Source organism: Lysobacter arseniciresistens ZS79 (assembly GCF_000768335.1).
Classification (GTDB): domain Bacteria; phylum Pseudomonadota; class Gammaproteobacteria; order Xanthomonadales; family Xanthomonadaceae; genus Novilysobacter; species Novilysobacter arseniciresistens.
Window position 1 is genome coordinate 18,631 of record NZ_AVPT01000031.1, and the last position, 12,431, is coordinate 31,061.

The following is a 12,431-nucleotide window of genomic DNA, read 5'->3' on the forward strand; positions in this document are numbered from 1 at the left end:
GGGTGAAGAACCCGGCCGCGACGCCGATATGATGGGTGCGCGAACCCCAGCGCCCCGGTTCCCGCTGATGCCCACGCGACCCCGCCACTGCCGCAGCGCGACCCACCGCACCGTCGGCCACCCGCCCCGGCGACGGAGGTGGCCGGCGTGACCACGGGGGTGCCCCGGGCGGCGATGCTGGCCAACTGGGCCGAGCTGCTGCTGGAGGCCGACGCCGCGGCCGACCTGATCGACGCCGTGGTCCGGATCGGCCGCTCGCTGCCGGGGGTCGACGACGCCCGCCTGCTGTGGGAGATCGGCGCGATCGGTCCGTGGCGCGACCCCGCACCGCCACCGCCGGCGACTGTGCTGTCGCTGGCCGACACCGCACTGCTGGCCGCGGTGCCGACCGCCACGCCGGATGACCGGCAACTGGCGATCCCGCTGCCGGCCAGCACCGCGGTGCTGGTGCTGCATCCCGGCCCCGGCTTCGACCGCGACGCCGTGCTCGCCGCGCTGGCCGCACCGCTGCGGATCGTCGACCGCCGGCTCGACAAGCTGCTGCAGCTGGCCGGGCTGGAGCGCGAGGTCGCGCGGCTGGAGCGCTCCGAGCAGGTCCAGCGCGCGCTGTTCGACATCAGCGAGCTGGCCGCCTCGGACCGCGACATGGCCGAGGTGCTGCGCGGCATCCACGCGATCGTCGGCACCCTGATGTACGCCGAGAACTTCTTCATCGTGCTGCGCGACGCCGGCGACGACACCCTCGACCTGCTGTACTTCGTCGACACCGAGGACGAGGCGCCGTTCCAGCGGATGCCGATGGACGCGGTGCGCCACTCGGCCACCTGGTACGTGCTGCGCGACGGCCGGCCGCTGCGCGGCGACAACGCCCGGCTCCGGGAGCAGGTCGACGGCCCGCTGACGATCGTCGGCAGCGACAGCCCCGATTGGCTGGGCGTGCCGATGCTGCGCGGCGGCCAGGCGGTCGGCGCGCTGGTGGTGCAGAGCTACCGCGACGACGTGCGCTTCAGCGATGCCGACCAGGCCCTGCTCGGCTTCGTCGCCAGCCACATCCTCGCCGTGCTGGAGCGCAAGCGCGGTACCGAACTGCTGGAACGCAACGTCGCCCTGCGCACCCAGGAACTGGCCGAGGCCAACCGCGGCCTGCAGCAGCAGGTGGCCGAGCGCGAGCGCGCCGAGCGCCTGCAGGCGGCGCTGTTCCAGATCGCCCAGCTGGCCACCGACGACAGCGACGAGGAGCAGTTCTACGCGAGCATCCACGGCATCGTCGGCCAGCTGCTGGACGCCGAGAATTTCTTCATCGCGCTGGTATCCGAGGACGGCACCTCGCTGGAGTTCCCCTACTACGTCGACGTCCAGCTCAAGCGCAAGCGCGAGGGCCGGCCGTTGGCGCGCGGGCTCAGCGAGTACGTGATCCGCCACCGCCGGCCGCTGCTGTGCGACTTCGAGCGCGAGAACGAACTGGTCCGGATCGGCGAGGTTGCCGCATCGCAGTACCAGTACCCGGCCTCGCACTGCTGGCTGGGGGTGCCGCTGTTCTCCGGCGCCGACGCGATCGGGCTGGTCGCGGTGCAGAGTTACGACCCGGCGGTGGTCTACGGCCCGGCCGACCAGGAGCTGCTCGGCTTCGTCGCCTCGCAGATCGCCAACAGCCTGCACCGGCGGCGCAGCGCACAGTTCCAGCGACAGGCCTACGCGCAGCTGGAGGAGCGCGTGGCCGAGCGCACGCTGGAGCTGCGCCGGCAGATCCGCGAGCGCGAGCGCGTGCAGGAGCAACTGCGCCACGAGGTCATGCACGACGCCCTGACCGGGCTGCCCAACCGCGGCCAGATGCACGACCGCATCGAGGCCGCGCTGGCGCGCCTGCAGGCCGGTCCCTCGCAGCGTTGCGCGCTGCTGTACCTCGACGTCGACCGCTTCAAGGTCATCAACGACAGCCTCGGCCACCTCGCCGGCGACGACTTCCTGCGCGAGGTCGCGCGGCGGCTGCAGGCCAGCGTGCGCGCGCCCGACCTGGTCGCGCGGCTGTCCGGCGACGAGTTCGCGATCCTGCTGGAGGACGTGCGGCTGGACGCCGATGGCGCGCCGGCCACCGCCATCGCGGTCGCCCAGCGCGTGCTCGACCTGCTGACCGAGCCGCTGCACGTCGGCGACCGCCGGCTGGAGCCGTCGGCCAGCATCGGCATCGCGATCGGCGACGCCCGCTACCGCGAGGCCGACGAGCTGGTCCGCGACGCCGACGTCGCGCTGTACCAGGCCAAGGCGCTGGGGCGGAAGCGCTGGCAGCTGTTCGACGACTCGCTGCGGCGCACCGCGATCGACGTGCTGGCGCTGGAGGTCGAGCTGCGCGACGCGATGCGGCTCGACCAGCTCGAACCCTACCTGCAGCCGATCGTGCGCCTCGCCGACGGCGCGGTGGTCGGCCACGAGGCGCTGCTGCGCTGGAACCACCCGCAGCGCGGCGTGCTCGGCCCTGCCCAGTTCCTGCAGGTGGCCGAGGACAGCGGCCTGATCGAGTCGATCGACTGGCGCATCTTCAAGCGCAGCTTCGTCCACGCCACCCGGCTGCCGGACCACACCTACCTGTCGATCAACGTCGCACCGCGCCACCTGCACCGCGAGGACTTCGACGAGCGCCTGCTCGAACTGCTGGCGCGCACCGGCCTGCCTCCGCGGCGGCTGCAGATCGAGGTCACCGAGGGTTCGCTGCTGGAGGACCCGGAGCACGTGCGGGCGATCCTGCAGCGGCTGCAGGCGGCCGGCATCGGCGTCGCGCTGGACGACTTCGGCACCGGCTATTCGTCGCTGAGCTACCTGCACACCTTCCCGCTGAAGGTGATCAAGATCGACCGCACCTTCCTCGCCGCGCTCGGCGAGCACGCCGACAGCGCGGCGGTGATCGCCGCCGTGCTGGCGCTGGCCAAGGCGCTCGGGCTGGACGTGGTGGCCGAGGGGATCGAGACCGGCGCCCAGCACGAGGCGCTGCTCGGGCTGGGTTGCGAGTTCGGCCAGGGCTACCTGTTCGCCCGCCCGGCACCGGCCGCGCGGTGGAGCGCCGCGCTATAGCGGGGCGAGGATCCGGCCGAGCCGGTCCCGCGCGCCGTCGATGCGCTCCAGGTGCGGATAGCGCGGCCCACCGCGGTAATCGATCGACACCGTCCGCACCACCTCGCCGTGCTTCATCACCAGCTCGATCGGGCTGCCGTCGGCCTGCGCGGCCTTGATCGCGTCGTCCAGCAGCGCGGTCTCGAACGCGTAGCCGTTGACCGCCAGCAGGGTGCTGCCCGGCGCGATGCCGGCGTTGAACGCGGGGCCATCCCAGCGCACCGACGCGACCGTGGCGTCCTTCTTCGAGACCGCCATGCCGAGCGAGGCGGTGTAGTCGACGGTGCTGCGCGCGGCCAGCAGGCGCTTGTGGTAGCTGCTGGGCTTGTCGCGGTAGACCAGTTTCCAGCCGCTCGCGGCCAGCCCGTCCAGCGGCGGCGCGTGGGCGTCGAGCCGGCTGCGCAGGAAGCCCGCCCAGTCGTGCGCGGCGACCGCATCCAGCGCGGCGACCACGTCCTCGAACCGGTACGGCACCACCTCCCAGCTGCCGTCGTTCACGCCGAAGAACGCGCTGGCGAAGTCGTCCAGCGAGCGCCGGCCGTTGCTGAGTTCGCGCAGCTTCGCATCGACCGCCAGCCACACCAGCGCGCCGGCGTTGTAGTAGTCCTCGCTGAGCTGGTGGCTGCGGTAGGGCTGCGGCCGGCGCGCGGCGATGATCGGGTCGTGGGTGGTGTCCTGCACGGTGCGCCATGACAGCCCGGGGCGGTCGTCGGCGTAGGTGGCGGCCACCAGCGCCAAGGCGTCGAGCGCGTCCTGCTGCTCCCACAGCCCGGAGCGCGCGGCCAGCACCATGCCCCAGTACTGGGTCTGGCCCTCGTAGACCCACAACAGGCTGTCGACCATCGGGGTGTGGAAGTCCGGCGTGGCCAGCCCGGCCGGGCGGCGGAACTTGCCGTTCCAGGAGTGCACGAACTCGTGCGGCAGCAGGTCGCGCGCGGCGACGCTGGCCTCCCACTCGGTGAAGTAGCCCGGCTTGACCCCGTTCTCGCTGGAGCGGTGGTGCTCCAGCCCGTTGCCGCCCATCCGGTCCGACAGCGAGAACAGGAAGTCGTAGTGGTCGAAGTGCTGCGAATCGAACAGCTTGTAGGCCTGCGCGACCAGCTCGCGGTGCGGCTCGATCTGTTCGTCGGTCGCTTCCAGGTACTTCGGCGCGTCGGCGACGATGTCGAGCATCACCGGCCGCTCGGCACCGGGGTCGAGGTCGATCCGGCGGAAATGGCGGCCGGCGTAGACCGGCGAGTCCTGCAGGGTTTCGAAGTCGACCGTGCCGTAGTGCAGCACGTCGCCGGCGCGCGACTGCAACTCCAGCGCGGTGCCCGCCTGCCAGCCGGCCGGCAGCTCCAGCGTCGGGGTGATGGCGATGCCGTCGACGGCGTGGCCGGCCGGGTACAGCACCACCGTGCCCCACTCCAGGTTGAGCATGTCGCGGGTCATCACCACGCGGCCCTGGTTGGCCGCGGTCGGAGTCAGCATGTCGAAGACGACGTCGAGCGTGGCGACCCCGGCCGGCACCTCGATGTCGAAGGCATGGACGTCGGTCGGGTCGCGGGTCCAGTCGATGCGCTGGCCGTTGCCGTGCACCGTCAGCCCGGCCAGCCGGTGGATCGGGCCGTCCGGCCGGTGCTTGCCGGGGATCCACTTCGGGAACAGCAGCCGCAGCGGGCCGGGCCGCACCGGGATGGCCTGCCGCACGCGCAGCACCCGCCGCGCGAGGTCGGTGGCGTCGACCGCGACCGTCAGCGTGCCCGGGTAGGGCGTGGACGCCGGCGCCTGTGCCGGCGTGGCGACGGGAGCGGCGGGCACCTGCGCGAGCGCGGCCGACAGCGGCAGCAGCGCGGCGACCAGCGCCGGCAGCAGGACGGGCGAACGGAACGGATACGGCATTGAGGATCCCCGGTTTGGCTACCGGGCCATCCTACGCAACGCGCGCAGAGGTGCCTCGCGGGGTTCGCGGCAGGGCGCTGCGGTCGCCGGCGTGGATCACCCGGGCGATGTAGGCCCAGACCCACAGCGCCGCGCTGAGCACGACGATCCGGACGATGTTGACCGGGCTGCGCAGGCTGGCCCAGAGCTCGCCGGCCGGCGGTTCGGCCAGCCCGACGAAACCGGTCACGAACGCGATCGCCAGCAGCACCGAAAGTGCCACCCAGATGCATTCGCCGACGCACCAGCGCGTCAACCGGATCGCCCCGCTCATTGCCTGTGGTCCATGCCGTTGAACATGGCGGCAGTGTCGCCCGGGGCCGGTCACGGCGGCGTCGACGCGGGCGGCAAGCTGCGTTCCGCCGGACGCACCGGTCAGCCGCCGGACAGGTGGCGCGGCGTGGCCGTCGCGGCCCGTGCACCGCCGGCCGCTAAGCTGGGTGCCGCTCGCCGCAGACGGGCACGCCCCGGCAGATGCAGCCACGCAACCTCACCGAAGGGCCGATCGCCCGCACCCTGTTCGTGTTCGCCCTGCCGATCCTCGGTGGCAACGTGCTGCAGTCGCTCAACGGCTCGGTCAACGCGGTCTGGGTCGGGCGCTTCCTCGGCGAGGAGGCGCTGGGCGCGATCGCCAACGCCAACAACATCATGTTCCTGCTGCTGGGCGGCGTGTTCGGCTTCGGCATGGCCTCGACCATCCTGGTCGGCCAGGCGATGGGGCGGCGCGACCTGCCGGGCGCACGGCGGGTGATCGGCTCGGCGGCGACGTTCTTCCTCGGCATCTCGGTGGCGCTGGCGGCGCTCGGCCTGCCGCTGTCGCGCCACGTGCTGGTGTGGATGAGCACGCCCGAGGCCGCGCTGCCGCTGGCCGACGCCTATCTCAAGGTGATCTTCCTGGCGCTGCCGTTCCTGTATGCGTTCGCGTTCGTGTCGGCGATCCTGCGCGGCGCCGGCGACGCCCGCACGCCGTTCCTGTTCCTGCTGCTGGCGGTGGCGCTCGACATCGTGTTCGTGCCGCTGCTGATGTTCGGCGTGGGGCCACTGCCGGAGATGGGCATGGCCGGCAGCGCGATGGCGACCTTGCTGGCCAACGTGGTCGCACTGGCGTCGCTGCTGGGCTGGCTGCGCCACAAGCGGCACCCGCTGTGGATCGGTCGCAACGAGCGCCGGCTGTTCGTGCCGGACTGGACGATCGTGCGCACGCTGGTCACCAAGGGCGTGCCGATGGGCCTGCAGATGGTGCTGATCTCGCTGGCGATGATCGCGATGATCACCATGGTGAATGCCTATGGCACCCACACCACCGCCGCGTACGGCGCCGCGCTGCAGCTGTGGACCTACGTGCAGATGCCGGCGATGGCGATCGGCGCGGCGTGCTCGTCGATGGCGGCGCAGAACGTCGGCGCCGGCAACTGGCCACGGGTGGAGGCGACCACCCGCGCCGGGGTCGGCTTCAACTTCCTGCTGACCGGTGCGCTGATCGCGCCGCTGATCCTGCTGGACCGTTACACCCTGGCGATGTTCATGCCGGCCGGCAGCGAGGCGCTGGAGATCGCGCGGCACCTGAACCACATCGCGGTGTGGTCGTTCCTGTTCTTCGGCGTGACCTTCGTGGTCGCCGGGGTGGTGCGCTCGACCGGCGCGGTGGTACCGCCGCTGGTGATCCTCGGCCTCGCGCTGTGGGGCGTGCGGGTGCCGTTCGCCAACTGGCTGCAGCCGCGGTTCGGGGTCGACGCGATCTGGTGGAGCTTCCCGGTCAGCGCGGCGGTGTCGATGGTGCTGTCGCTGGCGTACTACCGCTGGGGCCGCTGGCGCCAGGCGCGGATGCTGCCGGTCGACCCGGACGCGATCGCGATCCCGTCGGAGGTGCCGGCGCAGGCGCCGTCGCCGGTGGCGGACGAGGGCGCGCGCTGCGAGCAGGACGGCTCGGTGGCGTTGCCGCGCTGAGCCGTCGTTGGCGCGCTGCAGGCACTACAGCTGCGACTCGATCGGCAGCCAGCCCAGCACGGTCGCCAGTGCGCGGCGCGGCCACGCCGCGTCGGGCTCGTCGCGCAGCACGGTCGGCGGCTGCGTGGCGCGGTCCAGCCAGCGCAACCCGCCGTCGTCGCCGAGGTACAGCCAGTAGCTGACCGGTGGCGAGGCCAGCCGCAGGTACTCGTCGCGCACGCCGGCGGCCAGCCCCGGGTGGTCGAACAGCACGCCCATCTCGGTGTTGAGGTTGGCCGAGCGCGGGTCCAGGTTGAACGAGCCGACGAAGCCGTGGCGGTCGTCGACCACGAAGGCCTTGGTGTGCAGGCTGGCGCCGCTGCTGCCGAACGCGCCGTGGTCGCCGTGGTCGCCGCGCGCCTTCATCTCGTACAGCCGGACGCCGCCGCGCAGCAGCGGTTCGCGGTAGCGGGCGTAGCCGCTGTGCACCGCCGGCACGTCGTTGGCCGCCAGCGAGTTGGTGACCACGCCGACCTGCACACCGGCAGCGGCCAGCGCGGTGAGCCGGCCGGTCAGCGCCTGGCCGGGCACGAAGTACGGCGACACCAGCAACGCCTTGTCGCGCGCCTCGCCCATGCCGGCCAGCAGCCGGGTCGCGAGCCAGTCGCCGCGGTCGTCGTCGCCGGCCTTCAGCGGCGGGTCCGAGACCACCTCGATGTCGCGGCCCCAGTGCGGCTGCAGCGCGCCGTCGAGGTAGGCACGCACGTTCGGCGAGGCCGCCACCCGAGCCAGGTACGGCGCCGCGCGGGCCTGCAGGGCGATGTCGTCGGCGCGGGTCAGGAAGCCGGCCAGCTCCTGCGGCGTGGCTTCGTGCAGGGCGTCGATCGGCACCGCCGCGGCGCTGTTCCAGAACGCGTCGAAGATCGCCGAGGCGTCGTCGACCGCGGGACCGAACAGCAGCAGGTCGAGGTCGTGGAAGTTGACCGCGTCGCTGGCCTCGAAATACTCCTCGCCGATGTTGCGCCCGCCGATCACCGCGACCCGGCCGTCGGCGATCCAGGCCTTGTTGTGCATCCGGTGGTTGATGCTGAAGGCGCGCTGGACCAGCTCGACGCCGCGCTCGAGGCCGCCGCCGCGGTTGCGGAACGGGTTGTACAGGCGCAGCTCGATGCGCGGGTGCGCGTCCAGCGCCATCCACTGCGGGTCGCGCCCCTGCGCGGTCAGGTCGTCCAGCAGGATCCGCACCCGCACGCCGCGCTCGGCCGCCGCGTGGGCCTCGCGCGCGAGCAGGCGGCCGGCGAGGTCGTCGTTCCAGATGTAGTACTGCAGGTCGAGGCTGCGGCCGGCGCGGCGCGCGCTCATCGCGCGGGCGGCGAAGGCGTCGAGGCCGTCGGCCAGCAGCAGCGCGCCGGTCTCGCCCGGATGGGCGGCAAGGATCGGCGCCAGCTCGCGGTCGATCGCGGTCTGCGCCGGCTGCGGCGGCAGGGCGTACCCGGGTTCGCCGGTGGCGGGCGGGGCGAGCTGCTCGTTGAACAGCAGGCCGCTGCCGACCAGCGCGACCAGCGCCAGCACCACGGCCGCGGCGCCGCGCAGCAGGCGGCGGCGCAGCGGATGTCGCGTCGTCGTGGTCGGGGTCGGGTGGCGCGGCTTCATTGCGGCGGCGATGGTGGCATGCGGTCGCCGGGGCGTCGACGCGCCGGCGCTTACCGCAGGGTGCGCCAGACCACGCAGCGGTTGTTGGCCGGCATCGCGATGTCCGCCTGCAGGGCCAGCCCGGCATCGCGCGCGAGCGCGTCGACCGCCTCGAAGTCGCGGATGCCCGACGCCGGGTCGCGCGCACGCAGCCAGCGGTCGAACTCGCGGTTGCTGTCGCTGGTGTAGTCACCGCCGTAGTTGAACGGCCCGTACACCGCCAGCGTGCCGCCGCGCGGCAGCAGCACGCCGACGCCGGCGAAGAACGCGCGCACCTGCGGCCAGCCCATGATGTGCAGGGTGTTGGCGCTGAACACCGCGTCGAACGGGTCGCGCCGGGCGATCGCTTCGAGCGTGGCGGGGCCTGGCAGCGTCGCCGGTTCGCCGGAACGCGGCAGCGACGACCACTGGTCGACGTCGAGTTGCAGCGGCGGCGGGGTGTTCGCCAGCGCCGCTTCGTCGAGCCAGGTGCGGATGCCCGGCAGGTGTTCGGCGCGGTCGCTGCACTGCCACGCCAGCCACGGCATCGCCGCGGCGAAATGCACCGCATGCTGGCCGGTGCCGCTGCCGACCTCCAGTACGTGGCGGGCCTCGGCGAAGTGCTCGCGCAGCACCGCGAGGATCGGGTCGCGGTTGCGCTCGCAGGCGGGGGAGAACGGCTTGTCGTCGGTCATGGACGGACAGTAACCCGGTCGCGCCCCGTCAGCCCCCGGCGGGCAGCGGCAGCCGGCGCTCGTCCCACCGCGCCCACGCGTAGACCAGCAGCCCGCCGACCGCGGTCGCCGCGCCGACGTAGCCGGTCGAGGTCCAGCCCAGCCCGGCGCTGATCGCCAGCCCGCCGAGCCACGGCCCGAGCGCGTTGGCTGCGTTGAACGCGGCGTGGTTGGACGCGGCCGCGAGGGTCTGCGCCTCGCCGGCGACGTCCATCAGCCGGGTCTGCATGACCGATGCCAGCGCGCCCATCGTGCCGACCGCGACCACCGCCGGCAGCATCGTCCACAGCGAGTGCGCGGCCAGCGGGTACATCAGCAGCACCGCCGTCGACCACAGCAGGATCACCGGCGCGGCGCGGAACTGCAGCCGGTCGACCAGCCAGCCGCCGACCAGGTTGCCGATGATCGAACCGAGCCCGAACACGCCCATCGCGACCGGGATCCAGCCGTCGGCCGCGCCGGTGACTTCGGTCAGCGTAGGCGCGAGGTAGCTGAAGGCGCAGAACATGCCGGCAAAGCCCACCGCGCCGATCAGTAGCGTCAGCCACACCTGCGAGGTGTTGAACGCGCGCATCTCGCGCAGCGGCGTCTGCCGCGGTTCGTCGGGGTCCTCCGCCAGCGAGCGCGCGACCAGCGCCACCGTCAGCGCCGCGACCGCGGCCACCAGCGCGAAGGTGTAGCGCCAGCTCAGCGTTTGCCCCAGCCAGGTCGCCAGCGGGTTGCCGACCAGGATCGCCACCGACAGGCCCAGCATCACCCGGCTGATCGCCGCGCCACGCCGGCCGGGGCCGCCGATCGACGCGGCGACCAGCATCGCCACGCCGAAGTACGCGCCGTGCGGCAGCCCGGCGATGAAGCGCGCCGCCAGCATCGTCGCGTAGTCCGGCGCGAACGCGGTGGCGAGGTTGGCCAGCGCGTAGAAGCCCATCAGCGCCAGCAGCAGGCTGCGCCGCGGCAGCCGTGCGCCGAGGATCGCCAGCAGCGGCGCGCCCACCACCACACCCAGTGCGTAGGCGCTGATCAGGTGGCCGACCTGCGGCTCGCTAACGCCGAGGTCCTGCACCAGGCTCGGCATCAGGCCCATCATCGCGAACTCGCTGGTGCCGATGGCGAAGCCACCGACCGCCAGCGCGAACAGGATCGCGGCGTAGCGGGCGCGGTTGCGCTGGTGGGCGCTCGGGGTGGTGGGGTCGGTCAATTCGGGAGCTCTACAGATGAACCGCGTATTGTGCGCCGCAGCAACCGGCGCAGGGGTAACGCCGGTGAAACGCGCTGTCGCGCCAGGCCGGCTGCTGCCGCAACCGGTCGCGGCGCGCGCCGGGCACACTGCGACGATGCCGCCGTTCGAACACAGCCTGGTCCTGCCGATCGACCCCGCCTGCTGGGCGCCGCCGGCCGCGCCCGTGACCGTCGACGGCATTGTGCTGACGCCCAAGCCCGAGCTGCACATCACCGTGATCGGCAGCGCGCTGGCGCGGGAACTGCGCGCGGTGTTCGATGCCCACTGGCTCGATGCGGCCGTCGCCGCGACATTCGATGCGTGTGGCTGGCACTTCCACCGCACGGGCCGTCGCTGTCTGCTGCGCAAGTGCTACGCCGCAGACGGTGCGAAACACGTTGCCCACTCGATCATCGAGCGGATCGAGTTGCCGGCAATGGCACCGTTCCACCGCGAACTCGGCCGCCTGCTCGGCCGCCAGCTGCCCGTTCCTCCGCCGCACGTGACGCTGTACGTCGCTGGGCGGGCACAGGGCATCGGCGTGTCGAGCGCAGTGCGGCTGCGTGCGTTCGCCGTGCGCGAAGTGGATGGGCTCTTGTAGGAGCGGCCCCAGCCTCGATCGGTACCCATCCACTCGTGCCGGTTCCCGATCGAGGTTGAAGGCGTTTCTACAACAAAACGCCGGTCACGTGTCCCAGCGCATGCGCTCCACCTGGAAGGCCGCCTCGCTTTCCAGCCGTGGCGCGTTGCCCAGCCGCCGCAGGAATCTGAATTCTGTCTCGCCCCGCGCGCGGCCGACCATGAACACGCGACCGTACTCAGGGTGGTGCGCGCCGGCCTTCTCGACCTCGTGCGGGTTGCCGACGAGGTGGGCGCCCTTGACCTCCAGCAACGCGATGCCGTCGCCCTGCTCGCGCCCCTCCAGACACACCACGAAGTCGGGGAAATACCCCGCGCCGTCGTCCCAGCGGTACAGGCCGACGCTGCCGGGCGTGCGCGGCGGGTTGCGGTGCCACCATCGCACCAGCGCGTGGCTGTCGAGCAGCTCGGCGATGCGCAGCTCGTCGCCGTTGAGATCCGGCGGCATCACACCGTAGGCGTTGCGCGCCGCCGGCGGCAGCGGCAATTCGGACTCGACCGCTTCGGGCAGCGGCACCGACTGGTCCAGCACCTGGCCGTGGCGGAAACTGCGGAACGCCTCCGACAGCAGTCGCGGGTTGCGCACCAGCACCAGGTGGAGCTGGTCCTCCAGCCCGTCCTCGTCCGGCCGTGGCGCGCCGGAGCGCTCGATCGCCTGGCCGAAGCGCTCCAGCAGCCGCAGGCGGATCTCGCGCTCGTTGATGTCCTGCAGCTTCAGCACCACCTGGCGCGCGCGCTGGCCGATGGCCTCGGCCGACAGGTCGGCAAACACGTCGTCGTCGTGTTCGGCGACGCGATCGCCGTCGAAGATGTCGACCGCCTCGCGGCGCATCCGGGTCTTTGTACGGGTGCGGTCGTTGAGCACCGCCGGGCTGAACTGGACAAAGTCGACCAGCTGCATCTCGTAATCGGCCGGGGCCGGCGGCAGCAGCTCGGTGCGCAGCGTTGCCGGCACGCCGGCGCGGCGCGGGTAGCGGTGGCGCGCCGGCGGCAGCTGCATCACCGCGCGGGTCAGCGCCGTGTCCGCGCGGCCCGTGTCGGCGGCGGCTTCGTGCGCGCCGGTGCCCAGGGCGAACAGCTGCCGCATGACTGGCGCCAAGGTCGGCGCGGCGGCGTCATCGCCGTCCGCCGGCGCCGCGCCGTCGGTGTCCACCGGCACCGCCTCGGGCTGCGCGTCGGCGGCGTCCAGCACCAGCGCCATCGGCTCCCCCCCC

8 protein-coding genes and 1 pseudogene are annotated in these 12,431 nt (G+C 72.6%); 3 read left to right on the forward strand and 6 right to left on the reverse strand.

The features are described 5' to 3' along the window. Positions 1–147 precede the first annotated feature (147 nt). The gene (locus tag N799_RS12115) at positions 148–3,066 is read left to right on the forward strand and encodes an EAL domain-containing protein (RefSeq protein ID WP_238978948.1); all 2,919 of its coding nucleotides are present in this window, start codon (positions 148–150) and stop codon (positions 3,064–3,066) included. Here the strand turns inward: N799_RS12115 and N799_RS12120 are convergent. Beyond that, a complete protein-coding gene (locus N799_RS12120; protein WP_052101521.1) occupies positions 3,061–4,989 on the reverse strand; it encodes a M61 family metallopeptidase in 1,929 nt (642 codons plus the stop codon). The genes N799_RS12115 and N799_RS12120 overlap by 6 nt on opposite strands. 31 nt (positions 4,990–5,020) lie before the next feature. Beyond that, complete coding sequence (locus tag N799_RS12125; RefSeq protein WP_036212873.1) at positions 5,021–5,302, reverse strand: hypothetical protein; 282 nt, start codon at positions 5,300–5,302, stop codon at positions 5,021–5,023. A gap of 200 nt (positions 5,303–5,502) precedes the next feature. Here N799_RS12125 and N799_RS12130 point away from each other — a divergent pair, with 200 nt between their 5' ends. Continuing rightward, on the forward strand, positions 5,503–6,975 hold the full coding sequence (locus N799_RS12130) for an MATE family efflux transporter (protein ID WP_052101522.1): 1,473 nt from the start codon (positions 5,503–5,505) through the stop codon (positions 6,973–6,975). Between the two features lie 24 nt (positions 6,976–6,999). Here the strand turns inward: N799_RS12130 and N799_RS12135 are convergent, their stop codons facing one another. Genes N799_RS12135 through N799_RS12145 form a run of 3 tightly spaced genes read right to left on the reverse strand, consistent with a single transcriptional unit; the run spans position 7,000 to position 10,557 of the window. After that, a complete protein-coding gene (locus N799_RS12135) occupies positions 7,000–8,607 on the reverse strand; it encodes a phospholipase D family protein (RefSeq protein WP_052101523.1) in 1,608 nt (535 codons plus the stop codon). 50 nt (positions 8,608–8,657) lie between these two features. Then, positions 8,658–9,320 carry a DUF938 domain-containing protein gene (locus N799_RS12140; RefSeq protein WP_036212876.1) on the reverse strand — a complete coding sequence of 221 codons (663 nt, stop codon included), beginning with the start codon at positions 9,318–9,320 and terminating at the stop codon, positions 8,658–8,660. Positions 9,321–9,348: 28 nt separating this feature from the next. Then, positions 9,349–10,557, reverse strand: coding sequence for an MFS transporter (locus N799_RS12145; RefSeq protein ID WP_036212878.1), 1,209 nt, complete (start codon positions 10,555–10,557; stop codon positions 9,349–9,351). A gap of 16 nt (positions 10,558–10,573) precedes the next feature. On the opposite strand from N799_RS12145, the gene N799_RS14475 reads away from it, so the two are divergent. Beyond that, positions 10,574–11,179: a hypothetical protein gene (locus N799_RS14475; protein WP_238978950.1), complete on the forward strand. Its 606-nt coding sequence runs from the start codon at positions 10,574–10,576 to the stop codon at positions 11,177–11,179. 84 nt (positions 11,180–11,263) lie between these two features. Here N799_RS14475 and N799_RS15705 read toward each other — a convergent pair. Next, a pseudogene (locus N799_RS15705) lies at positions 11,264–12,431 on the reverse strand (helicase SNF2); the annotation flags it as partial.